The organism is Kitasatospora sp. GP30 (assembly GCF_029892145.1).
In the GTDB taxonomy this organism is placed as follows: Bacteria; Actinomycetota; Actinomycetes; order Streptomycetales; family Streptomycetaceae; genus Kitasatospora; species Kitasatospora acidiphila.
The window spans coordinates 61,784-84,982 of sequence record NZ_JARZAH010000034.1 but is presented as its reverse complement, the minus strand read 5'-3'; the positions used below and the strand labels follow the sequence as shown (position 1 = coordinate 84,982).

Here is a 23,199-nt window from a genome sequence, read left to right as displayed (position 1 = left end):
CGGCACCACCCGGCTCTCCCAGACCCCCGATGGCGGAACGCTAGCCGAGCTCCTTCTACCGGAACACAGCAGCAGCTGACCCACCCTAACAAGGCCCGACCGGCGGGCGATAGCCAGCCAGTTCCACACGGTGCGCACCGAAACCCCAGCCGACTCAGCAGCGATCCGCACATGCACCGACGCCAGGATCCCAGCCTCATCCAGCACGAGCAGACGACCCATCACCACCCGCCGCATCAACGCCCGCTCCCCCGACCAAGACACCAGCGCTCCCTTGCCGCTCCCGGACGCTGGAACGGCCCGCAGGACGGGATCGGACGGCATGGACGGAGGATCGGCGGTCATGCACACCAACCCACACCGCCACCAAGGCGACGTGCACAGGAACAAGCATCCTCATGCCAGCCACCGACCGGGTGTGCTAGGCACAATCCGCGTGCCATGACAGCCGATTCCTCATCCTGTGTCAGCAGTGATCCATGGATCTATCGGAAAAGACCGAAGTCAGTGATCCCCCGCCCTCAGCCAACCTGCTGCCACCCAACCCACTCACAATCAGGCGGACGCAGGAGAGACCACCTGCAAGCCGCAGGGGCGGATCTGGCGGGCGGGGCCAGTGTCAGTACACGCAGCGCGCGCACGCGCGGGCTGCCGACGGGCCGGCTCCTGGCTGTGTCGGCCCGTCGGCAGAGACGCAGATACCGTCTTCACCGACGCGAAGCCCGTCAATGGGCCGCATTTAGGCAGCCGGCCCTGGGTGCGAAGAAGCACACCCCACGACGGCAAACGCGAGGTTCGAGGCTTCTCAGACCTTCAGGCCGAATCGGTAGAGCGAGCCGCTCTTGGTCGCGATGAACCGGTCGCCGGTCAGGAAGTAGACCTCGAACGAGTCCGATACCGTGCCGGAGACCGTAATCTCGCACAGGTATCCGTTGTCCACGCCGGGCATGGGAGCGTATCCCCCGGCCCAAAGGGTCCCGGCGTTCATGGCTTCGTTGTGGAATTCCCAGGGCGTCGGGTGGAATGCACCGAGCGTGCCGCTGTCGTCGAAAGGAGCGACGGACCAATTTGTGCCGGCGGGATTGAATGCCATTTCGGCACCCCTTTCTTGGGTTCTGCAGTCATGCGGTGTTCATTACGTTCCCCGCCTTAAGTAGCAGAACACGCTGAATGGTCGAAAGGATGAGGCGCATAGGCGCGCATCAGCGCCTTATCGGATCATCTTATCTACGCCGTCCGGCACCCCTCGCGCCACTGGGTGGCGCACAGGCCTGGATCGCGGAGCGCGAGGTCCGGCTTGCGGCGGGATACCAGAGCCCACCGGGAACGGCTTGCGCCTGACCTTGTCTGTGTCGCGCGAATTCCGGGAAAGGGAAACTCGAATCATGACGAAGAAATTGCGCCCGCACCAGGAAGAAGCGCGCGACGGGGCAGTACGACTTCTGACGCTGCCGGCGTCGGGTCTGGTACCGCCGGAGGGGTTGCGGTGCCAGATCCGGGCCGCGACGTGGCCGGGCAAGTCGCTGACGGCTGTTCACGTCGCTGGAAGGCTCCATGCCGAGCGGACGGAGCGCGAGCCACACACCGGCCAGGCCACGATCGCTGACGCCCGCACGGCGAGCTGTTACGGCGGGAACGCGGTCGCGTTGTGGCTTGCGAAGACCCGATCCCGACGCTGTTCGAAGGTCGAACCGTACGCCGCGATCCAACGCGACCACCATGACAAACAAGAAAACGCGAGAGAACACACGCAAACACAACCCGTCACAGCGGACAATCAGGAAGGCCGTGGACACAGCCTGACCAAAGCCATAAAAGACCCCCACCCCGGCCAAAAGGCCTGTCGCCACCCTCACCCGCCGGACAGGCACACCGGACCTGCGTCAGCATCGACGCGAAACAGCGCCACACCCACTGCCCCGCTGGCATACCGTGCGGCCGCGCAGCACCTGTGCGCCCGCCAGGCGGCACGCCCGGCAGCGCCTGCTCGGCCTCTCAACATAACGGCGGTCCTCCGGCCCAAGCCCGCGCGCCGGCGGACGGGCCCGCCGGACTCCCCGGACCCGCACGGCAACGCTCCGAGGCGCGGCCCTGCCCGTCACCGGGCCACTCTGCCCACCGAGATTCGACGCGGCTCGGGGCGCCACCACACCGCGCCCACGACTCGGCGCATGCGGCCCTCAGTCCGCCCCCCAACGATCCCTCGTCCGCAACACCCGCAAAACCCACCTCCTCATCGACCTCATCGACGTCGGCACGCAGCACGGCGCCGCCCCGCCCGGGTTGGCCGCACCGCAGGCGTACACAGTGCAGACCCGACCGGCCGGGCGCCCAGCGACGGCAGACGGGCCAGGGCCGGGGTCGGCTGCCCCCGGGCTGGACCCGGAAACGCCGGACGCTGACGCCCACTCCGGGATTCCGGCGCTTCCGGCAACGGCCGAGCCCGTTCCCGCCTGCGCGCCGTCCCTCCCCCTCACCACCCGCCCCGCTCCCTGACGCCCCGGCGGATAATGGCCAGACCCGCAGGTCAAGGCCCGCGACCGCGAACGATTGAAAGGCAGAGCGGATGACTCTGGAGGAAGGCCGGCGCGTCAGGCTGGCGAAAGACCTCGGAATCGGCGAGGCAGCCGCCGGAGAGCCTGCGGCAGTCGTCGGATTCCTCTCGCTGGGAGCCGGCATCGAAGGCACCATCGAACGGGTGGACGGCGAACTCCCGCAGAGCGAGGACGCCCGCGAGTACCAGCGACTCAAAGCGCTGTTCGAGGACTACGGGCACACCATGCCGGTAGCGAGCCGCCAGCGCCTAGAGGCACAAATCGCCGTACTAGAGCCGCAATGGGCCGCATACCGGGAACAGGGCAGCCAGGTGACGGTCCGCGTCCGGCTGGACAACGGCCTCATCCTCGACAGGGCCCACCAACACATCTTCACCCTACTGTGAAGCCCACTGCAGACTCAGCGACCGGCCGGACCCAGGCCGGCAGCAACCGCGAGTGACGGCACACCGAACGCTCGGCCGGTCAATGACCAGACGGCCGGCCGGTCGGTCAACAAGACGTCAGCCGGCTGTGACGATACGGGTGGTGATCGCCCGGCACAGCCGGTCGGCGAGGCCGGCTCATTCGGTGGCGGTGTAGGCGAGGACACCGTTGGTAAAGGCGAGAGCGTCAAACTACTGCTACTCAAAGGGGGAAGCCGGCGGCAGGCGGGCGATGTGCCAATGGAAGTGGCTGTTGCCGACCCGGGAGCCGAGACAAAACAATGCGGCTCGTGGGTGTTCACCGGCGGCCTCCACGCGCCCGCCACCGCCACAGTGGTACGGGCCGACGGTCTGATCACCGACGGTCCGTATGTCGAGGGCAAGGAGTGCATCGGCGGCATCTGGGTGATCACCGCGCCCGATCTGGACGCGGCGCTCTCCTGGCGCCGCAAGGCGGCAGCCGCCACGACGCTGCCGATCGAGGTCCGCCCGTTCCAGGACGTCGAACCCTTTTGAGCCCCACCCCGGTGACGCCCCAGGAGATCGCGGCCGTCTTCCGCGCCGAGTACGGCAGAGCCGTCGCCGTACTCGTGCGCGGACTCGGCGACACCGACCTGGCCGAGGACGCGGTCGCCGACGCCTTCGCGACCGCGCTGGTCAAATGGCCGGTCGACGGCGCCCCGCCGAGCCCGGCCGGCTGGATCATCACCACCGCCCGCAACCGGGCCACCGACCACCTGCGCCGCGAAACCGCTCGCGCGCACAAGCACGCCGCGGCCGAACTCGCCAGCGCACCGGCCGAACCTGTCGAGGAGGGCGCCGTGCCGGACGACCGGCTGCGGCTCGTGTTCACCTGCTGCCACCCGGCCCTGGCCCGCCCCGCCCAAGTGGCGCTCACCCTGCGCCTGCTCGGCGGGCTCACCACGGCCGAGATCGCCCGCGCCTTCTTCGTGCCGGAAGCCACGATGGCGCAGCGGCTTGTGCGGGCGAAGGCGAAGATCCGCGACGCGCGCAGCCCCTACCGGGTGCCGTACGAGGCCGACCTGCCCGAGCGCCTCGACGCGGTGCTCGCGGTGCTCTACCTGATCTTCAACGAGGGCTATGTCGCCACCTTCGGCGCGGAACTCGCCCGCGGCGAGCTGTGCATCGAAGCGATCCGACTGGCCCGTCTACTGGTCGAGCTGATGCCGGACGAGCCGGAGGCCGCGGGACTGCTCGGGTTGATGGTGCTGACCGAGGCGCGTCGCCCCGCGCGCGCCGACGCCGACGGCGCTCTGGTGCGGCTCGCCGACCAGGACCGCTCCCGGTGGGACGCCGACTTGATCGCCCAGGGCAGGACGATCGTGCGTGCCTGCCTGCGACGGAACCAGCCCGGCCGCTACCAGTTGCTCGCCGCGATAAACGCCGTTCACACCGACCCCGTCACCGACTGGAGGCAGATCCTCGCGCTCTACGACCGACTCGCACAACTCGACCCCAGTCCGATGGTCGCGCTCAACCGCGCGGTCGCCGTCTCCGAGATCGAGGGCCCCGCGGCGGCACTTCGGCTGGTGGACGACCTGGAGCTGGGAGCCTTCCACCTGTTCCACGCAATCCGTGGCGACCTCCTCGCCCGCCTCGGGCGGGGAGGCGAGGCCCGGCAAGCCTTCGACGCCGCAGCCCGGCTCACCGACAACCAGGCGGAACACGCCTACCTGATCGCCCGGCGCGACCGGCTCGGCGAAGCGCCCCAGTAGCCGCCCCCGAAAGCAGCACGGCCGACACCCATCCCGCAGTGACGTCCCTGCTCGACGCCGGACTCGTGATGGCCGCGCAGGACCCTCATGACGGCCGGCGCCGCGTCCTGAACCTCACAGAGGACGGGGCCAGGGTGATCGAGGCCGTGCGAGGTAGGCGAAGATCTCGCCGACGGGCGCGTTGATGATCGGGGCGTTGTCGCATTGCCTGGTCGTTCCTTCCTTGGCGCACGGTCGGCAGGTCCGTGAGGGCCGCGGCGTTCAGTCGAGGTCAAGGCGCTTCTTGAGAGCCTCACCCGCGGGCAGGGTGTCGATGAGCTTGTGAAGGAAGTCGAGCACCGCGTCGGTCTCCAGGCCGTCGGAGGCGGTGTCGATCGAGGAGTACATGGCCTCTTCGATCCCGGCGACCGCGGTGGCCAGGCGTTCGCCCTCGGGGGTGAGGCTGAGTTGGAGGTAGCGGCGGTCTTCGGCGTCGGTGCGGCGCTCGACCAGCCCTGCCGCGACAACGCGTTCGACCAGCCGGCTGGGGTTGGTGCCGCTCTCGCACACCAGGAGCTGTCCGAGCCCGTTGAGGCTCAAGGTGCCATGCTGCTGGAGCAGGCGCAGCACCTCGGCCTGCGACGGGGTGATGCCGTGGGGTTTGAGGGCCTGGGTCAGCAGCCGGTTGCCTTCGCGTTGGGCTGCCAGGATCGCGAACCGCAGGTGTTCGGCCTTACGCATCGGCGCCCTGTCGGGTGGTCGGCAGGGCGGCGATGAAGTCCTTGACCGCGCCGGCGTAGGTGGCCGGGTGGGAGAAGCGGAACATGTGGCCGGTGCGCGGCAGCACGACCTCCCGGGCGTCGGGGATGCCCGCGAGCATGATCTTGGAGGCGTTCTCTCCGATCAGCACGTCGTGCGAGGGGGTCAGGATCAGGGTCGGGACCTGCACCTGGCCGAGCACGTCGACGTAGTCGGCCGCGAAGATCGCTGACACGCGCGCACCGTAGGAAGCGGCCGGGGTGCTGGCGAGGAACAGTTCGCGGCTGTGCGCCTCGCTCCAGGGCACCTGGCCCTCGCCGTCGAACGGGGAGGCGAGGCGGTGGGCGTGGGCTCGCAACGTCACGTGCCGGTAGAACGGGCCGGGCGCCTTGCCCATCACCCGCGCCAGCGCCTTCAACGGCTTCGAGTCGATCGGGTTGGCCGCGAATCCGCCGGACAGGACCAGGGCGCGCAGGCCCTGCGGGCGGCGGATGGCGAGCGCGAGCGCGATGTTCGCGCCGAACGAGTCGCCGACCAGCACGTAGTCGTCGAGGTCCGCGATCGCATTTGCGACGTAGTCGGCGTAGCGCTCGATGTCATTGACGCCTTCGGGCAGGCGCAGCGTGCGCTTGGGCGCTTCGCCGTAGGGGGCGAGCTGTTCGGCGCTCCACGGGGCGCCGGAGAAGCAGGGGATGAAGACAAGGGTCGGATTCTTCTCCACAGTGTCCATAGTGAACATATTACACGACATATGTGTCGTGTAATATGTTAGTGGAGTCACTCGCGAACCCGCCCCATGCGTTCCCCGGCTCGGCCCGGGGGTGGATGCGCCGCGACGCCTCGGGCCATCCGTGAACGGCCCTTCGACACGTACGTGCGTGAGGGGCCGCACCTAGGAGGAGCGCCACCAGTAGCAGGTTCACTCCTCACGCGTCGCCGGGCTTGGCCGACTTGCCGACCACGACGCGCGGCACGGCCTACTCCTGGTCGCTGGGTTCGACGAGGATCGCGCAGGCCGCGTGGAGCTCGTGGACCGCGGCCCGGACATCGCTGTCGCCGTGCTGCCGGCCGAGTATGTCGGTCAGCTCGGTCACTAGGAGCCGGCTCATGCTTCCGTCGCCCCGGCGCACTCGGAGCGCGCCGTCGTCGATGGCGAGGCCCTGAAGACCTTCGCCAGACCGCGGCGCCGCCCGGCCCCTGGACGGTGCCGGCCGTCCACGGACGATACGCGGAGGTATACCGTCCGAGTGAGATCGCACTGCTGGATTGGGGGATGAGGACCGGTGGGTCTGATCAGCTGGTACCGGCGCAGGTTCGTGTTCCCGCGCCGCGCTCAGGGAACCGCCAAGCCGACCGTGCCGCGAGCGCTCGGGCGGGCGCTGCGGGAGGCGGACGCAGCGGACCAGTCGGGGGCGGCGGTGGCGCCTGGACGGCACACCACCGAGTTGCTGACCACGCTGTCCGAGGAGACCCGGCGCCAGATCGCGCTCAGCCTGCAGCACCAGCGCACCGGGCTGCGCTGCGCGGACCTGGAGCGGGAGACCTCCGTCGCACTCGCCGAACTGCCGTGTGGCTGGCGGGCGGAGGATGTGCGCCAGTTGTTCCACCTGGCCCTGGAGGGCGTGGATCCGCAGCACCCGACCCAGCGGTGGGACACGGAGGCCGAGACCTGCCTGCTGCTGCCGCTCGCCGCGCTGCGGGCGCTGACGGCGAGCGAGCGACTGGGTTTCCAGCCGCAGCTGCGCACCCTGCTGACGGTGGTCAACGCCACCGACGATCCAGGGACCGCGCAGGACCGCGCCCGGACCACCGACGAACTCCGCTCGCTGCTGCCCCCACTGCCCGCCGACGTGGATGCCCTGCTGCCGTTCACCGACCCGTACGGCGCTGCGGTGCGCCTGCGCCTGGGCAGCACGGTGTACCAGCCGCACACGCACCGGCTGCTGGAGCTGTGCGCCCGTGCGACCGAGGTCCGCCCATCGTACGAATGGCTCGGCCAGGCCGGCGAGTTGCTCGGCTACCACACCGACCTGCGGGCCACGCTGCGCGAGTTGCTGGCGGCCGCGGTGGTCGACGGCGCGGGCCCGGCCGGGTTCGGCATCTCCTGCGGGCAACTGCTCGGCGCGCTGGCCTGGGCCGCATGCGTGTCGCAGGACGCCAAGGCGATCACCCAGCTCCGACTGGCCGCATCTGGCTACGCCCGCTCCGCCCTGGACGAGCTCGACGCGGGCCCGGCCCACTTCGTGCGTGCCACACTGGCCGCCCTCGCCGCGCTGACCGGCGAGCCGGGGGCCGGCCAGCACCGGCGCCTGCTCGCCGACCCGAAACCGGCCCCGCTGCGGCTGGCCCGGCAAGCCCTGACCGAACTGCGGGACCTGCCGGCCGGCTTCGACCCGCACGCGCTCAAGATCCCGGCCGGACCGTACACGGCAGTCTTCGAGACCGCGCCCACCGGCCGAGTGGAGCTGGTCTTCCGCAACGAACACGGCAAGACCCTGGCCGGCGTACCGACCCGGGTCCGCGAGCGCCACCCGGCCCGCTACGCCGCGCTCCGATCCCAACTGGCCGTCCTGCGCCGGGTGTCCGACCGCTACCTCGGCACGCTCAACGAGTACTGGGCCGCCGGGCAGCCAGTGCCGGCGAGCCGCTGGCTGGCCGGCTTCCAGGACCAGCCGGCCCTCGTCCCGATGGTGACCGCCCTGGTCTGGCAGGCCGAGTTGCCCTCAGGAACCGTGCTCGGTACAGCCTTTCAGCCGCGCAACAGCTCCACCTGGCTACTGCGCGACCTGGAGCAGGGGTTGCACGAAATAGCCGACGACACGCCCATCTCGCTCTGGCACCCGGCTGCTGGCGGGGCGGACCGGAAGCTGGCGGCGGCCTGGCGCACCGCGCTGGCCCGGCGGCGACTGCGGGAGCAGGCGGTGCCTCAGCTGGCGATCGAGGACGGGACCTGATCGGATCATCAGAGATGCCTCTCCGCACCGGGTTCCGAAATGACCATCCGCGTGGCGGGCGAAGTAGTCCAGAGCGTGCCGACGCTCTCGTTCGCCGTCGTGCCAGTGCAGCCAGAACGGTTGCGAGGCGATCCCTGCCACCTTCGGGTCGAAGTCCATGAGCAGGAGCTGGTCCCGCTCCAGCCAGGACTCGAAGCCAACGTGCTGCCCGGTCGTCGCCGCCCAGTACCAGCCCGCGAAGTGACGCTCACCGCGAGACCACCGAAAGGGCCGCACCGCTGTCACGAACTCGAAAACGGGCCGTCACGCAGTCCAGCAGCGAACGCCGTTGCCACTCATGTGCCGAGTCCGCGTCCGACAACTCGACGTACGGCCCCGCAAGATCCGACCCAGCCGGTAGAGCCATCAGCACCCGCACCGCGTGCTCCAAGCGATGCCACGCGAGAGCCACCCGCACGCGGAAAGCCGAACTCGCCCTCCACGAGAACCTCGAAGCGTGTAGGCCCGCGACTCGATGCGCACTGGTTCCCGCGGAAACGTCGGAATCCGGGTGAAGTGCACACTGGTCGCGTGGGTGGATGCCGCGCAATCGCTGACTCCGTGAGCAGAGACCCCGGCAGTCGAGAATACGGACTGCGACTACTTGTTACCCGCATCCCCAGCCTCGGGTTATCCGATGGGCGTTCGCTGCTTCCGCCAGCGGGCCCGGTGGAAGATCGGTTCGACGGCGACGACGCAGAACGCGTGCATGGGCTGGTCCGTGCCCCCGGGGCCGAAGAAGCCCACCATATCGCCGAGGAAGCTCCCGCCGTGCTGATGGACGTGGGGGACCTGCTGCCCGCGGTCCTCCACGTCGCCTCAGCTCGCCGGCCCGAGCCGCTCCGGGAGGGCGGCCACCACGAGGGCGACGGCTTCCTCCGGCGTCTGGGTGCGCGCGACGACGCAGCACACGCCCGGGAAGCCGATGGAGCGACATGTGCCGAGCCCGTCCACACGCCGGGCAGGCCTCGGGTCGCACCGGCAGCCGGTCACGCAGGCGCCAGGCCTGATCCACGAGACACTAAGCCGCACGCCCGCGCAGCCGACGCCAGAACGCCCGGGCCTCGGCCACCGGGTCCCACGGCCCGCCGCAGCCACGGGTGAGCGGGTAGCAGGCCAGGCCCAGCAGCGCGGCGGTGAAGTGCCCGACGCTGGTGAAGTCCCGGCTCTGCAGCATCGCGACGCCGTAGAGCAGCAGCAAGCAGGTGACGTACGCGTACCGCCACGGCGCAGTGAGCAGGTAGGTGAGCACGCCCTCCGCACCGGCCAGCGCGTAGCTGACGCCGTAGTCCAGGGTGTACCGGGCGCTCTGCGGCGCGTGCCCGTGCTGGATCGCCCAGTACAGCACGCCCTCGCTGAGGTAGGTCGCGCCGACGTGCGCGATGACGATCACGGCCAGCCAGCGGGCGGTGCCCAGCCGGCGCTCGACCGGGACGTGCACCAGGTTGTACAGCACGAAGTAGGAGAACCAGCCGCCGCCCGCGATCCAGAACGCACTGCTGATCAGCACCCGGACGGGTGACACCGCGAGGTAGTGCAGATTGGTCGAGCGCCGCTCCAGGATCCGGTCAGCGGTCTGCGGCGAGACGTGCCGCAGCACCACACCGTGCGCGAACAGCACAGCCAGCCAGATGTACGTGCCCGGGGCCCGGCGGATATACGCCCAGCACCACCGGGCAGCAATGGCCGGGCGGGCGGCGCGGGCAGTCTGCATCCGGTCAGCCTGCCCGGCCGACCGCGCGTCCACGCCCGCCGGTGCGCCGAACGGGTGAGCCAACGGGCGTGAACGGGCGGCCAACCGCCCCGGCTCGGATAGCGCGAACCGTTGGATGCCCGTCGTTGACGCCACCGGCGGCCCGGCCGGAGGGTGAGGACGTGCGGCAACGCCGCATCGTCTTCGTCATCTTCGACGGCTCCCAGCCGCTCGACCTGGCCGACCCGCATGAGCTCTTCCAGTACGCCGCCGAGTACCGCGGCGGCTACGCCTGCCAGATGGTGACCACGAGCGCCACGCGGTTCTCTCCGGGCCTTGAACCCGGCGAATGCCGTGCGGGAGTCCGCCGAGGTAGCGGTGCTGTTGTCATGGGGGTCGGATAGGTTGCCCGGATGACCGACACGGACCCGCTGGTGCCTGTGCTTGCCGGACTGGTCGTCGACGTCGTCTGGTTCCTCGACAGCTGCGAGGACGACGAGGTCGACCCCGACTCCGCAGTGAAGATGATGGAGAGCGTGGGCTGGGTGCTGGGGCGGCTGCCACAAGACCAGCGCGACCGCTTCCTGACAGTGCTCGCGGACCTGGCCGAGGCGGAGACGGAGCCGGGCCGGCGGGAGTTCTTGGAGGCTTTCCCCTTCACCTGCGGCCTGGTTGAGGCTGAGTCAGGCCGAACCGAACCCTGACCAAGCGCAGGTGCCTGGCTGCAGGCTGACGACCGGGGCGCCCAGATGGAGGCGTCTCGCATGCTCGGCGTCACCCGCGAGAGCACCTGCCGGGCCGGCGCTGCGCGGCGCGCATGCGGGACAGGTCGGCCAGGGTGTCGTGGGGCCCTGCTGGTGGCTACCCGCCTGGGACGCCGCTGCCGCAAAGCGACAACAGCGACCAACGCCACCCGGCCGCCCACCGACCGTAGTGCTCCATCAGGACCTGTGACATGGCGTCAGCCCAAGGCCTCGCCACCTCCCACGCCCAGTTGCGCTTGGTCGAGTCGAAGGCAGGGTCCCCCCGAGACGGTACCCGTTGCGCCGGGCCGAGCGAATGGACCACCTGCGCCGCCGCCGCAGGGTCGAAGGGGTGCCGGGCGGGATCCACTTCGTCCCAGGCCAGGTTCGAGGAGGCGAGCGTCATGAACACCGCGTCAGAGTGGCACAGCAACCGGGGGCACGAGCAACGCCATTTCCGTCGGGGCCGCAACCAGGCGGTGGTCCGCCGCTGTCACCCGCAGCGCCCGAGCCGCCGATGCTGCGCTCATCCAGGACCAGCAGCCCCCGCCCCGGCGAGAGCGTGGTGTCGGGTCCACAAGCGTCCTGGCGGCTGCCCAAGCTTCCCGTCGACGCTGATGTCACGCGCTCTGGGATTGCCCGTTCGCGTGGGGGCACTGACGGAAAGCAGCTCGTGCCTGCCCCGCCCGCACCCGCACAATCGGGCCACAGGCCAAACCGACCCGGAGACTCCAATGCCCATCCCCATCACTCCCTCCGCGCTGGACAGCCTGCACGGGCTTGTCCTCGGCGACGCGTTCGGCGACCAATGGCTCACCCTGTCGACCGACGAGGCGCAAGCGCGGTACGCCAGGCGGGAGCTGTGCCCCGCGCCGTGGGACTGGACCGACGACTCGGCGATGGCCCTGGTGCTGGTGCGCCACCTGGCCGAGTACGGGGAGGTCCACCAGGACGTGCTGGCCCGCGGGTTCGCTGCCGGGTACGCCGCCGACCCCGAGCGCGGGTACGGGCCGTCGATGCACCGGGTGCTCCGCGCGATCGGGCAGGGCGGCAACTGGCGGGCCGTCACCTCGGAGCTGTTCGGCGGGCAGGGCTCGCACGGCAACGGAGCCGCGATGCGGGTAGCACCGCTGGGGGCTTGACTCGCGGCCGACCCGGACCGGGTCGCCGAGCAGGCCCGGCTCTCGGCCGAGACCACGCACTTCCACGTCGAGGCGGCCGCCGGTGCCGTCGCCGTCGCGCTCGCGGCAGCCCTGGCAGCCCGGAGCCGAGGGAGGGCGGCGCCCGAACGGCCCGACTTCCTGCTTCAGGTCGCCGAGTCGCTGCCGGACGGCGGTGTGCGGTCCGGGTTGCGGATCGCCGCTCGGATGCCGGCCGGTACGAGCGTGCGGCACGCTGCCGCGGTACTCGGATCGGGCTACCGACTGTCAGCGCCGGACACCGTGCCGTTCGCGCTGTGGGCCGCAGCCGGGCAGCTGGACGACCTGCCGGAGGCGATCTGGACCTGCCTCGGCGGCTGGGGCGACACCGACACCACCTGCGCGATCACCGCCGGGGTGGTCGCCGCCCGGACCGGGCTCGGCGGTGTGCCGGAGCACTGGCTGACGGCGCGTGAGACGTTTCCGGTCTGAACCCGGACCGGCTGCCACTGGGACTACCTGCCCCACGACCCGCCACCGCCTGGCGCAGTGTGGTCCCTGCGAAGAAGGTACCGGTTCCCACAGGAAACTCAGCCGGGCGATGGAGCGGCTGCGGAACCGGGGTTGACTCCCCCGTCATGTTCTTCAGGTCCTTCGAGCTGGTGGATCAGCGTCCTGAGCGTCGTGATCTCGTCGTGCAGGGCCTTCTTACCGGCCTTGGTGAGCTGGATCCAGGTGCGGGCGCGCTTACCCTCGTAACCCTTGTCGATCGTGACCAGGCCGGCCTTCTCCAGGACGCCGAGATGTTGGGACAGGTTGCCGGCGGTGAGGCCGAGCGTGCTGCGCAGGAAGGTGAACTCCACCCGCCGGGCCTGCTTGGCCACCGCGAGGATGCCCAGGCGGACGCGCTGGTGCACGACATCGTCGAGGCTGCTGGTGGGGTGCTCGGTCATCCGGCCGACCGCCCCTGAGCCCGGTGCAGCAGAGCGAGGGCGACACCGCCGAGCAGAAGCACACCGCCTTGCAGCAGCAGGCTCGGGAGGAAGGCCAACGGGGACGGGTCAGGCCGGACACCGGAGTTGAGCATGGCGAGCAGGTACCCGCAGGTGACGGCGAGAAGCGGCCAGCTGCGCTCGATCCGGGCGAGTAGCAGCAATGCCAGACCGATTGTGCCGGCCGGGCTCATCACCGTGTCGGCGAGCAGGGAGAACGGCGCCGGGCCGTGCAGTTCGGCGAGGAACCCCGGGTGGGCCGCCGTCCATGCCTCGTCGGCGGCCATGAGCAAGGCGAGGGCGATGCCCAGCACCAGGTACGGCTGGATCCGGGTACCCAGGCCGAGCTTGGCGGAACGACGGAGGTAGAACCAGCTGATCGCGAGGTAGGCGAGCAGCAGCGCCACCGGCCAGTACCACATCGCAGGGGGAAGGGAGTTGACGCAGATCCCTCCCAGGCCGCCGTGGGCCGTATCGCAGGGGCCCTGGCCGTATCGGACGATCGGTGCCGCGGCGAACCTCACGGCGGCGAAGACCAGGAGCGGGAACCAGGCACCGCGTTGCTCACGGCGGACACGGTGGACCAGAGCCCCGGTCATTGCCAGGAGGTGCCGGGGGTCACTTGAGGACGGAACGGGTTGAGTCGCCATAGGGTCAAGGTTTGCATTGCAAACCGATTGTGTCTAGAGACCTCTCTGTGAAGTGCCCATAGGGGCGAGCGGGTGGTCCGCGGTCCTCGCGTCGTGCGGCGTTCACCGGTGGGAGTCTGCGGTGGGGGGTTGGGTGGGCCTGGGTGAACGGCCCTGGTTCGGTCTCGGTGAAGATGCCTGCGCTGACCAGGCGTTTCAGTGGAAGCGGATGCCCTCGGTGTTCTTCGGGACGACCGGCAGGTCGAGGGCCTGGCAGAGGTCTCGGGCACGCGTAGGGCGGCGACCTGATTCTCGGCCATGGCTCGTGCCAGGCGGGGGGGTGACCGACACGGATTCGGAAGGCGCCGTATTCGTACGACCGCTCGGCTACACAATTCTGTGGCATACGGGTTCGATCCGGCTGAAGGGTCGGCAGCGTCTGCCGTCCGAGGGGGTCACGGCAGCTACGGTGCCGACATGAAACGGGCGGCGGCACAGGGCCGGGCGGCTGTCGCGGGCCCGGATGGCCATCACGGTGACCTCACCGCCCTGCCCGCAGGGCCGGCGTGGCTGCGGTTTCTTGCCGTAGCAGGCCACGCAGTGGGGCTTGCCATCCGGGCGGCGGCTGGGGCGGTGCAGCCGCAGGAGCTGCCGGGCCAGGGGGCGGGCGCCGGGCAGGGCGTGGGAGGTGGCCATGCCCGCTGTCGGGACGGCGCATGTGGGTGGCGGTTCAGTGCTCCTGTGCCGTCGGGCGCACCATGATTTCGTTGATCGCGGCGTGCCGGGGCTGGGTGACCATGAAGACGATGGAGCGGGCGATGTCCTCCGCCCGCAGCCAAGACTCCTGTGCCATGCCGCGAGCCGAAGCGAGGCCGGGACCGGTTGCCATGTGCGTCGAGGTCAGCCCCGGTTCGATCACGCCGACCCTGACACCGCGCCGGGTCACCTCCTGGCGCAGGACCTCGCTGAACGCGCACACCGCGTGCTTCGTTGCCGAGTACACGCCGTTGCCGCGGCGCACCACACGGCCGGCGGCCGAGCTGACGCTGACCAGGTCGGCGACCTTACGGGGGCCGCCCGCCGCCGCACGCAGCAGATGCGGCAGCGCCGCCTGCGACAGGTGCAGGACAGCCGTCAGATTGAGGTCGACCATCCGGTCGACATCCTCGGCGCCAACCTCCTCGACAGTCCCCATCGCGACGTAACCGGCGTTGTTCACCAGCACGTCCAGTCGCCCCAAGCGCTCGGCGACCTCCTCGACGATGTCCCGGGTTTTCACCTTGTCCCGCAGATCGGCGCTGATAACGGCGCACGAGCCTTCATGGCCCCGGATCGTGGCTGCCAGTTCCTCCAGCCGTTCGGTGCTGCGGGCCACCAGCGCCACTGCCGCCCCCTCCCGGGCCAGCGCCAGGGCAGTGGCAGCCCCGATACCGCTGGACGCACCCGTCACCAGCGCGACGCACCCTGACAGCGCTGTGCCACTGTCGGCTTCGGAGTTCCCCGCCCTTCCGGTGTTCGCACCCGTGAGACCCATGCCGCCAGCCTGCACCAGGCGCCCCCGGACCGCCTGCCGGACAGCCGCGCGGAGCGAGGCGCTCGATGAGCTTCCCGGCCGCGTCCAGCTCGCCGGAGCACAGCTGGGCGAGGACGGCTTGGGCGGTGTCGGAGAGGAGACGTGCAGCAGCGGCGGCGGCTGCGGCGCGGATTGGTCGGTCATCGAGCACCGCCCGCGGCGCGGACTCGGACGAAGGCGTCGGCCGGATTCCATTACTGGCCGCTGATGGGCGCGGTCAGGAAGGCCATCGCCTGTTCGTCGGTGCGCAGGGCCAAGTGGTGGCGGTCGGTGGCGACGGCCTCGGCGACGGTGGCCAGTCGCCGATCGAGGAGGCGTCAAGGGGCGGCAGCCAGGGCCTACTTGAAGGCTTCGCGGTGTGCGTGCGCGGTGGCCTGCCTGGCCGGGGCCCGGCCGGCGACTGCCCGTAAATCGTGTGGCCCGGAGTGTGACCGTGGCGTTAGCCTCCCAGGCATGGACGTCATGGGCCGATACCTCACCGCAGCCGCGCGAGCGACCAGCTCGCCGGTTGCCACCGCCTGACGTACGTCATTCCCCCGGCGACCGGAAACGGTCCGCCGGTGGTGGCTTCGAGGCGTTCCCTCCTCGGTTCCGTTGATCGCGTGGACTCGTTGTCCGGTGCCTCCCCCTGGCACACACGCGAAGGAGTCACCCCCATGAACACCGACCAGCTCGTCCGCACCTTCATCGAGTACTTCGAGGAGCGCGGCCACCGCCGGATCACCGGCTCGACCCTGCTGCCCCCGCCCGGCGACCCAGTGCTGTTCACCACCTCGGGCATGCACCCCCTCACGCCCTACCTGGAGGGGCGCCCGCACCCGCTCGGCCGGCGGCTGGTCAACGTGCAGCGCTGCCTGCGCACCACGGACCTCGACGAGGTCGGCGACCGCACCCACCTCACCGTCTTCGAGATGCTCGGCACCTGGTCGCTCGGCGACTACGAGGGCCCGCAGAGCCTCGACTGGGGCTACGGACTGCTCACCGACGGCTTCGGCATCGATCCGGGCCTGCTCCACGTCACCGTCTTCGGCGGAGACCACCAAGTCGGCCCGGACACCGCCTCCCTGGAGCTGTGGCAGGACCGCGGCGTCCCGGTCGAGCTCACCGTCGAGGACAACTGGTGGTCCAACGGACCGACCGGCCCGTGCGGCCCCGACTCGGAGATCTTCCTGTGGAGCGGCGACACCCCGCCGGAATCGACGCCCACACGAGATGACCGCTGGGTCGAGGTGTGGAACCACGTGATGATGCGTCACCGGCGGCTCGACGACGGCTCGCTCGTCCCGCTCCCGCAGCGCAACCTCGACACCGGCCTCGGCCTGGAACGGCTCTCCTCCCTGCTGCAGGGCCGGTCGTCGGTATTCGAATGCGACGTCTTCGACCCCTGGCGCCGCCTCGTACCGACCCTGTGGCAGCTGGACGAACCGTCACTGCGCCTGGTCTGCGACCACCTGCGCTCAGCCATCGTCGTCCTCGGCGACGATGTACGCCCATCCAACACCGGGCGTGGCTACGTGCTGCGCCGCCTGGTGCGCCGGGTGCTCACCGTGCTCCGCCGGGACGACCCGCTGCGCGGCCTCGGGGACCTGCCGGACGAGCTGGTGCGGCACACCCTGGACCACTTCCGCCAGGACATGGGCTCGGACGTGGTCCGCCAGGTGCTGCTCGACGAGGAGCGCCGGTTCGACCGCCTCCTGGAGCGCGGCCGGCAGGTGCTGTCCCGTCCTCGATTCCGCGGCCTGCTCGGCGAGGACGATCTCCGCTACCTCCACGACACCCACGGCCTGCCGCGCGACCTCGTCCTGAACCTGCGGTCGCAGTGACGGGCCGTCCATTGACAGCCAGAGCACCGGGGTGGGCCACCCTTTCGGCGGGCCGGCGCCGGGCGGCCTGCTCCTGGTCCGGCGGTGTCGCCGATCGCGTTGCGCAGCTCGGCCCCGGCCCCGGCCTGCGGCACGAGCACCTGGCGCTCGACCTTGGACACCTTGGCGTCGGCAGCGGCGTTGAACACCGCTACGACGAACGTCCGCATCTCGGCTTCGGGTGTCTCTTTCAGGAGGACGGTCAGGATCTGCTGACGGCCGGTCGGGAGCGCCACGTAGAGATGACCGGCCTTGCCCGAGTACTCGTCGCACACTGGGACTTCGTGCAGCGAGTACTCGGTGGTGCGGCCGTCCAGCGTCGCCTCCAGCGGGTGGTCGTACAGCCGCAGGCTGTCCCCTGGCGAGGCCGCAGTACGCCCCGGCCGGGAGGCTTGAAGCCGGGCCAGGTGCGCCCGAGCTTGGAGTCAGTCCCGGCGCGCACGGGTCGGACGGGGTGCGGGCACGCCAGTCGATCCGGGCAGCCAGCGCCGCCCCCAGTGCGCCATCGGCCGCCGGAGTGGTCTCAACCTTGCGGAGCGCCTTCAGCAAGGAGTGCGAGCGTCAGCGGCGACGCCATCGGGCGCGCTGACAACCTGAACTCTGCGGTTTCAAGATCACTGCCAGGGGCTGTCAGACCCGGAACCAGCCTGCCGCGTCTTCGACTGCGACTGACGGTCGAACGCGTCGGGTTCGAGGGTCGCCGACACCGGGTCTTCCGGCTCAACGGCCATGACGCATCAGCCTCGCCCGGCGGGATCACCGGCTCCACTCAGACCACCCAGCGCAGACCGCAGGTGAAGGGCCGTCAGCTGTGACGTCGACGGGGCCGGCCGGGTCATACCGCCACCAGACGCGCGATCCCGTGAAAGAGCCGAGCAGCCGAACGCGCCCGGTCCACCGCGCCCATGAACGCGTCAGCACCGATAGCCGGCGCCGGATCCGCACGCATCGATGCCTCAGCGGCTTGCGCCATGGTGCCGGGCGGGAGCAGGACGACCACGACGAGTTGCCGGCCCGCGGCCGCGACCAGCCAGTCCGCGGACAGCAGGGGCGGCTCGGCCATGGCCCAGCCGCGGTGCCCGCCCGCCAGCGCCAGCTCGACCAGCCGCTCCTCGCGCACCAGCAGCGCCGCGCTGGTCGAGGGCGGGTCGCCCACGGCCAGCTCGAAGCCGCTGATCAGGGCATCATCGATCAGCTCGCCGTAGCGCCGCTCGTCGATCTCCACGAACGCCTCCGCGAACGGCGACCCCTGCGTCGCCTCTCGCACCACGAACGCCCACAGCACCGCATCGGGCTCGCGCCCGGCATCCTCCGCCATGGTCCGTGCAACGAGCCACCGGCGCAGCGGTGGCGGACATGGCGCCGTCTGCCGTGTTCCGATCACCGCAGGGCGGCCCGCACTGCCCGCCCGCACCGCGTAGATGGCAGGCTGGCGGCATGTGCGGTCGCTTCGTCTCCACCACTGGTCCCCAGGACCTGGCCACCCTGTTCGGTGCCTCCCGCTGGGACCCGGACGAGACTCTCGCCCCCAGCTGGAACGTGGCGCCCACCGACCCGGTGTGGGCGGTCATGGAGCGCCTCGACCGCGAAAGCGGCGAACTCGCCCGCAGGCTGCGGCCGCTGCGCTGGGGCCTGGTGCCGTCCTGGGCCAAGGATCCCGGCGTCGGAGCACGGATGATCAACGCCCGGGCCGAGACCGTCCACGAGAAGCCCGCCTTCCGCAAGGCCTTCGCCACCCGTCGGTACCTGCTGCCGGCCGACGGCTACTACGAGTGGGTCGCCATCCCGGCCGCCGACGGCAGGAAGGCCTACAAGCAGCCCTACTTCATCGCTCCGGCCGACGGCACCCTGATCGCGATGGCCGGCCTCTACGAGTTCTGGCGCGACCCCACTCGCCCCGACGATGACCCGCTCGCCTGGCTGACCACCACCACGGTCATCACCACCCAGGCCCGCGACGATGCCGGACGCATCCACGACCGCATGCCGCTGGCGATCGCCGCCGACGACTTCGATGCATGGCTCGACCCCGACCACACCGACCCCGCCCAGCTGCGCCCCCTGCTCCACACCCCCGCCGACGGCCACCTGGCCATCCGCCCGGTCTCCACGGCGGTGAACAGCGTCCGCAACAACGGGCCCGAGCTCCTGGCCGAAGCCCCCGACGCTCCCCCACTGGCCTGACCGAGGAAAGGACGCGGTGATGGACTTCGACCAGGTCGCCGACGAGCTCTACGCGCTACCCGCGACCGGGTTCACCGCGGCCCGCGACGCCGCCGCCCGCCGCGCCAAGACCGACCGGCAGCCCGAGCTCGCCCGCCGGATCGCCGCACTGCGCCGCCCCACCACCCCCGCCTGGGCCGTCAACCAGCTCACCCGACAGCACCGCCGGCAGCTCCAGGACCTGCTCGACCTCGGCGCCGCCCTGCGTCGTGCCCAGGCCGGTCTCGACGCCGACGCGCTGCGCCGGCTCACGACTCAACGCCATCAGGTGCTCGACCAGCTGACCCGCCTGGCGGCCCTCGCCGCAGCGGAAGCCGGCCAGCCGCTCAGCGCCCGGGCGCGCGAAGAAGTCGAGCAGACCCTGACCGCTGCCGCCGCCGACCAGCAGGCCGCCGACCAGCTCGCCGCAGGACGCCTCAGCGCCGTGCTGGCTCCGCCCACCACTCTGCCCGACCTCGCCCCGCTCCTGCACGCCGCCCCCGGGCGCGCCACCGCTGCGCAGCCGCCGGCCTCCGGCCGGCCCCGCAAGGCAACGGCCCGTTCCGGCCGACAGGACCGCCCTGATACGGCCCGCGAAGAGCAACAGGCCATCGACGAGCGGCAGGCACAGCGGCTACATGACCTGCAGGCGCAGCGCGACGGCCTTGCTGCCGAGGCCACCCGGGCCGCGCGGGCCGTGGCGGATGCCGAGCGCGTCCTGGAGCCGCTGACCGAGCAGGCGGCCCGGGCCACGGGGGAGGTCGAGCGGGCCAAGGCCGCGCTGGAGGCAGCCCGGTTCGCGGAGCGCAGTGCGAAGGAAGCCGAGCGGGGAGCCCGCACGGCACTGGTCAGGCTGCGTAAGCAGGCGGAGCAGGCCCGCCGGCGGGCCGAGGAGGCCGAAAGCCGCCTGGCCGCGGCGCAGCAGTCGTCGGCGAAGCGCTCGTAGGCCGAACCTTCGTTCTTCTTCGGCGCGCCGTTCTCCCTGGCCCAGGCAGCGCCTTGTGACTCGCGGCCGTCCCAGGCGGTCCCGACCGGGACGTGTCCCCCGGGGAGCGCGCCGCCGCGCCGCCCGCAGTACCGCCAGCCGCCGCCCAGAGCGCAGTCCCGGCAAAGCCACCAGAGGCTTTCGCTTGACGGGCAGTACACTCAACATGCGTACTCCTCAAGTCAGTTGGAAATCTGAACGTGCCTGTGCGGCGCAAGGACGCCGCCATCCTCAAGGAGAGCGGGAGAGCGCCCCCATGAACAACAGGTACCTCTGCGTCGCTGTCCTCGCCGCCACGGCTCTCACCCTGAGTGCCGTCGGTGCCCCGGCCGACGCCGCACCCGGGCACGGCCGCCACGGGCAGCTCGCGGTGTGGACTTCCTCGCACACCATGGCGATCTGGACCCCGCAGCTGTGGCAGACCCTGGCGCGCAACCATGTCGGCCTGTTCGTGCAGGTGAACGACGGGGACTACCGTCCTGACGCCGACTCCTGGGCCACGGACATCATCGGCGAGGCCAACCGCCTGGCGTTGCCGGTCACCATTTGGACGGGCGGAAACGACACCACCAGCGCGCAGACCCAGGCCGAGGTCGACGCAATCCGCACCTGGCTCGACGCCGACCGCCTGCACGCCCAAGGCATCGTCATCGACGACGAGGGCACCGCGCAGACCATGGCCCTGGTCGGCAAGGCCATGGCGGGCGACCAGAGCGCCGAGCAGCAACTGCTGAGTGCCAACATCGATCCGGCCCAGCAGTGCCAGGCCATCGCCGCCAACAAAACCCTGATCAAGCGCGCCCACCGGGAGGGCCTCGCCCTCGACGAAACCGCGATGCCGCAGTCGCTGGACGACCTCGACGCGGGCACCCTGGCCCTGCAGGACACCCTGAACGCGACCAGCAACCCGCCCGCGACCTGGGACGCCAACTACTTCCAGGCATACCGCTCCGACTTCAACACCGACTTCGGTTCCGCCATCAGCCCCGGCCTGATCACCTCGTACTACCAGTCCGCGCACCAACACCTCGGCGACGCAGGCGAATTGACCATCGGCGTCGCCGGCCTCGCCCCGTACGCCACACTGGCGCCGCTGGTGCACGACGTACGGCTGCTGGCGACGCTGGGCCAGAAGACCATTCCGGTCTTCTCGCTGGAGCAGATCGTCGCGACCTACGGCCCGGGAGCCATCAACTCCCTGGCAGCGGCCGCGCACGAGCCACTGGCGACGGTCGACCAGCCCGATCCCGCCGACCTGCACGCCCGAGCCACGTATCAGCAACTGGCCGAAGAGGTCGCCGCCCTCACCCCGCAGATCACCCGAACCCGCGACGGTGTTCCCCAGCAGGCCAACAAGTACCCGAACACGAGCTGCGCCCCGCAAGGCGGACCCAGCGAGAAATGAGGCGGCGCACGGCGTGTCAACAGCGGCAGCGGCGGCAGCGCGCCAGTGGGCGGTCGAGCGCACGCTGGGCTGGATCGCGCAAAACCGCCGCCCCACCAGCGGATCCACCCGAGCCGGCGAGAACCGGTATACCGAGGCCAGGGCGCCACCCGCAGGATGAAGCATCCTCTAACGAGAGTCTGACGTCCGGCCACATTCCGGGGTTTGCGCCCCGACCGCGCCATAGCCTGCGTGCAGGACGACTCCACCGGTTCTCGAAGGAGCAATCACCATGAACAGGCTCACCCGTATCGGCGTTGCCGTGGCTGCCACGCTCGCGACGGCCGGTGTGTTCGCGCCGGCGGCCTCCGCCGCGGGCGCACCGCCGGCACATCCCGTGTTCGTGCAGACGGACAACCCTGCCGGCAACCAGATCGTCGCCTACCACCAGGCCGGCGACGGGACGTTGGCGCAGGCAGCGGTGTACGCGACCGGCGGCCGGGGCGGCGTGCTGCAGGGAGCGGTCGCGGACCACGTGGCATCGCAGGGGGCGTTGACGTACGACGCGGCGCACCGGCTGCTGTACGCGGTGAACGCCGGGAGTGACACGGTGTCGGTCTTCTCCGTCCAGGGCGAGAAGTTGATACTCCGTCAGATCGTGGGCTCGGGCGGCATGTTCCCGGTCAGCGTTGCCGTGAACGGGGACCGGGTGTACGTGCTGAACGCGCTCGGCGGCGGGTCGGTACAGGGGTACCGGCTGGTGCGCGGGCACCTGATGACAGAGGCCGGGTGGAACCGCGGGCTCGGGCTGGACCCTGACGCGACGCCGCAGTTCACCCACACGCCCGGGCAGATCGGGTTCCTGGCCGACGGCTCGCAGCTGGTGGTGACCACAAAGGCGAACGGGAGCAGCATCGCGGTGTTCGGGATCGACCACTCGGGCGCACCGTCGCAGTCCCCCGTGGTGACCACCGTGCCCGGCGCGGTGCCGTTCGGGTTCGTGCCGAATGGGCGGCACGGCCTGTTCCTGACCGAGGTTGGCACGAACTCCCTTGCCACGTACCGGATCGGTGCCGACGGAAAGGCCGTTCGGGAGGCCTCGGCGGACACCGGGCAGGCGGCGGTCTGCTGGGCGGTCCGGGTGGGCGATGTCGTCTACACCTCGAACGCGGGCAGTTCGACGTTGACCGGCGTCCGCACCGCCGACCACGGCCGCCACCTCACCGTCCTCGGCGACACGGCCACCGACCCGGGCACCGTGGACGCGGCTGCCTCTCCGGACGGCCACCTCTACGTACGGACCGGCGTGAAGGGGATCCTCGACGAGTTCACCGTCCACCACGACGGCTCACTCACCATGATCGGCTCGCAGACCGTCCCCGGCGGCGCGGGCGGCGAAGGCATCGCGGCACTCTGACCCACGCCCCCAGCCGCTTCGTCCACGACCACCGCGCCTGCCACGCCTACCGCACCACCAGCAGCCACCGCCCGGCCCGGACTACCGGGCCGGGCGGTGGCGGCGTGCAGGACGCGGGAGACAGGCGAGCCCC

At 70.8% G+C, this 23,199-nt stretch carries 19 protein-coding genes and 4 pseudogenes; 12 read left to right on the top strand and 11 right to left on the bottom strand.

The features are described 5' to 3' along the window. Together P3T35_RS31830 and P3T35_RS31825 are read right to left on the bottom strand one after the other, a co-directional pair. Positions 1-324, bottom strand: a pseudogene (locus P3T35_RS31830) (hypothetical protein); the annotation flags it as partial. 481 nt (positions 325-805) lie between these two features. Next, a complete protein-coding gene (locus tag P3T35_RS31825; RefSeq protein WP_143677042.1) occupies positions 806-1,093 on the bottom strand; it encodes a hypothetical protein in 288 nt (95 codons plus the stop codon). Positions 1,094-2,566: 1,473 nt separating this feature from the next. On the opposite strand from P3T35_RS31825, the gene P3T35_RS31820 reads away from it, so the two are divergent. The 3 genes and pseudogenes from P3T35_RS31820 to P3T35_RS31810 all read left to right on the top strand — a co-directional run bounded on the left by P3T35_RS31820 (position 2,567) and on the right by P3T35_RS31810 (position 4,716). Then, positions 2,567-2,941, top strand: a complete 375-nt coding sequence (locus tag P3T35_RS31820) for a hypothetical protein (protein WP_101384711.1) — start codon at positions 2,567-2,569, stop codon at positions 2,939-2,941. A gap of 324 nt (positions 2,942-3,265) precedes the next feature. Next, positions 3,266-3,496, top strand: a pseudogene (locus P3T35_RS31815) (YciI family protein); the annotation flags it as partial. A gap of 11 nt (positions 3,497-3,507) precedes the next feature. After that, positions 3,508-4,716 (top strand): sigma-70 family RNA polymerase sigma factor, encoded by a 1,209-nt coding sequence (locus P3T35_RS31810; protein ID WP_218976846.1) that lies wholly within the window; start codon positions 3,508-3,510, stop codon positions 4,714-4,716. A 261-nt stretch (positions 4,717-4,977) separates the two neighbouring features. Here P3T35_RS31810 and P3T35_RS31805 read toward each other — a convergent pair whose 3' ends face one another. The 3 genes from P3T35_RS31805 to P3T35_RS31795 form a co-directional block, all read right to left on the bottom strand. Further along, the gene (locus tag P3T35_RS31805) at positions 4,978-5,436 is read right to left on the bottom strand and encodes a winged helix DNA-binding protein (RefSeq protein WP_101384709.1); all 459 of its coding nucleotides are present in this window, start codon (positions 5,434-5,436) and stop codon (positions 4,978-4,980) included. Then, the gene (locus P3T35_RS31800; RefSeq protein ID WP_101384708.1) at positions 5,429-6,184 is read right to left on the bottom strand and encodes an alpha/beta hydrolase; all 756 of its coding nucleotides are present in this window, start codon (positions 6,182-6,184) and stop codon (positions 5,429-5,431) included. The genes P3T35_RS31805 and P3T35_RS31800 overlap by 8 nt, the downstream gene beginning before the upstream one ends. A gap of 247 nt (positions 6,185-6,431) precedes the next feature. Further along, a complete protein-coding gene (locus P3T35_RS31795; protein WP_280708753.1) occupies positions 6,432-6,563 on the bottom strand; it encodes a hypothetical protein in 132 nt (43 codons plus the stop codon). A gap of 174 nt (positions 6,564-6,737) precedes the next feature. On the opposite strand from P3T35_RS31795, the gene P3T35_RS31790 reads away from it, so the two are divergent. Next, on the top strand, positions 6,738-8,408 hold the full coding sequence (locus P3T35_RS31790; protein ID WP_101384707.1) for a DUF4132 domain-containing protein: 1,671 nt from the start codon (positions 6,738-6,740) through the stop codon (positions 8,406-8,408). Between the two features lie 42 nt (positions 8,409-8,450). On the opposite strand, the pseudogene P3T35_RS31785 reads toward P3T35_RS31790, so the two are convergent. Both P3T35_RS31785 and P3T35_RS31780 read right to left on the bottom strand, forming a co-directional pair. Continuing rightward, positions 8,451-8,814 (bottom strand): annotated as a pseudogene (locus P3T35_RS31785) (TnsA-like heteromeric transposase endonuclease subunit); the annotation flags it as partial. Positions 8,815-9,468: 654 nt separating this feature from the next. Next, complete coding sequence (locus tag P3T35_RS31780; protein WP_101384705.1) at positions 9,469-10,161, bottom strand: rhomboid-like protein; 693 nt, start codon at positions 10,159-10,161, stop codon at positions 9,469-9,471. A 161-nt stretch (positions 10,162-10,322) separates the two neighbouring features. On the opposite strand from P3T35_RS31780, the gene P3T35_RS31775 reads away from it, so the two are divergent. From P3T35_RS31775 to P3T35_RS40485, 3 genes and pseudogenes are all read left to right on the top strand, one after another. Beyond that, positions 10,323-10,544, top strand: coding sequence for a hypothetical protein (locus tag P3T35_RS31775; protein ID WP_180356838.1), 222 nt, complete (start codon positions 10,323-10,325; stop codon positions 10,542-10,544). 9 nt (positions 10,545-10,553) lie between these two features. After that, on the top strand, positions 10,554-10,844 hold the full coding sequence (locus P3T35_RS31770; protein WP_101384703.1) for a hypothetical protein: 291 nt from the start codon (positions 10,554-10,556) through the stop codon (positions 10,842-10,844). 251 nt (positions 10,845-11,095) lie between these two features. Continuing rightward, a pseudogene (locus tag P3T35_RS40485) lies at positions 11,096-12,514 on the top strand (ADP-ribosylglycohydrolase family protein). A gap of 98 nt (positions 12,515-12,612) precedes the next feature. On the opposite strand, the gene P3T35_RS31760 reads toward P3T35_RS40485, so the two are convergent. From P3T35_RS31760 to P3T35_RS31750, 3 genes are all read right to left on the bottom strand, one after another. Beyond that, a complete protein-coding gene (locus tag P3T35_RS31760) occupies positions 12,613-12,975 on the bottom strand; it encodes a transcriptional regulator (RefSeq protein ID WP_101384702.1) in 363 nt (120 codons plus the stop codon). Further along, complete coding sequence (locus P3T35_RS31755) at positions 12,972-13,613, bottom strand: hypothetical protein (RefSeq protein WP_101384701.1); 642 nt, start codon at positions 13,611-13,613, stop codon at positions 12,972-12,974. The genes P3T35_RS31760 and P3T35_RS31755 overlap by 4 nt, the downstream gene beginning before the upstream one ends. A 760-nt stretch (positions 13,614-14,373) precedes the next feature. Next, positions 14,374-15,177 carry an SDR family NAD(P)-dependent oxidoreductase gene (locus P3T35_RS31750; RefSeq protein WP_101384700.1) on the bottom strand — a complete coding sequence of 268 codons (804 nt, stop codon included), beginning with the start codon at positions 15,175-15,177 and terminating at the stop codon, positions 14,374-14,376. A 695-nt stretch (positions 15,178-15,872) separates the two neighbouring features. Between P3T35_RS31750 and P3T35_RS31745 the strand changes: the two genes are divergently transcribed. Further along, the gene (locus P3T35_RS31745) at positions 15,873-17,039 is read left to right on the top strand and encodes an alanine--tRNA ligase-related protein (protein ID WP_101384699.1); all 1,167 of its coding nucleotides are present in this window, start codon (positions 15,873-15,875) and stop codon (positions 17,037-17,039) included. Positions 17,040-17,913: 874 nt separating this feature from the next. Here the strand turns inward: P3T35_RS31745 and P3T35_RS31740 are convergent. Continuing rightward, entirely contained in the window at positions 17,914-18,396 is a 483-nt protein-coding gene (locus P3T35_RS31740; protein ID WP_101384698.1) for a hypothetical protein, read from the bottom strand. Between the two features lie 119 nt (positions 18,397-18,515). Here P3T35_RS31740 and P3T35_RS31735 point away from each other — a divergent pair, with 119 nt between their 5' ends. The 4 genes from P3T35_RS31735 to P3T35_RS31720 all read left to right on the top strand — a co-directional run bounded on the left by P3T35_RS31735 (position 18,516) and on the right by P3T35_RS31720 (position 23,066). Beyond that, positions 18,516-19,262 (top strand): SOS response-associated peptidase, encoded by a 747-nt coding sequence (locus P3T35_RS31735; protein WP_101384697.1) that lies wholly within the window; start codon positions 18,516-18,518, stop codon positions 19,260-19,262. 19 nt (positions 19,263-19,281) lie between these two features. Beyond that, positions 19,282-20,226, top strand: a complete 945-nt coding sequence (locus P3T35_RS31730) for a hypothetical protein (RefSeq protein WP_101384696.1) — start codon at positions 19,282-19,284, stop codon at positions 20,224-20,226. Between the two features lie 295 nt (positions 20,227-20,521). Beyond that, a complete protein-coding gene (locus P3T35_RS31725; protein WP_101384695.1) occupies positions 20,522-21,670 on the top strand; it encodes a hypothetical protein in 1,149 nt (382 codons plus the stop codon). Between the two features lie 271 nt (positions 21,671-21,941). Beyond that, complete coding sequence (locus P3T35_RS31720) at positions 21,942-23,066, top strand: beta-propeller fold lactonase family protein (RefSeq protein ID WP_101384694.1); 1,125 nt, start codon at positions 21,942-21,944, stop codon at positions 23,064-23,066. The last annotated feature ends 133 nt before the right edge of the window (positions 23,067-23,199 follow it).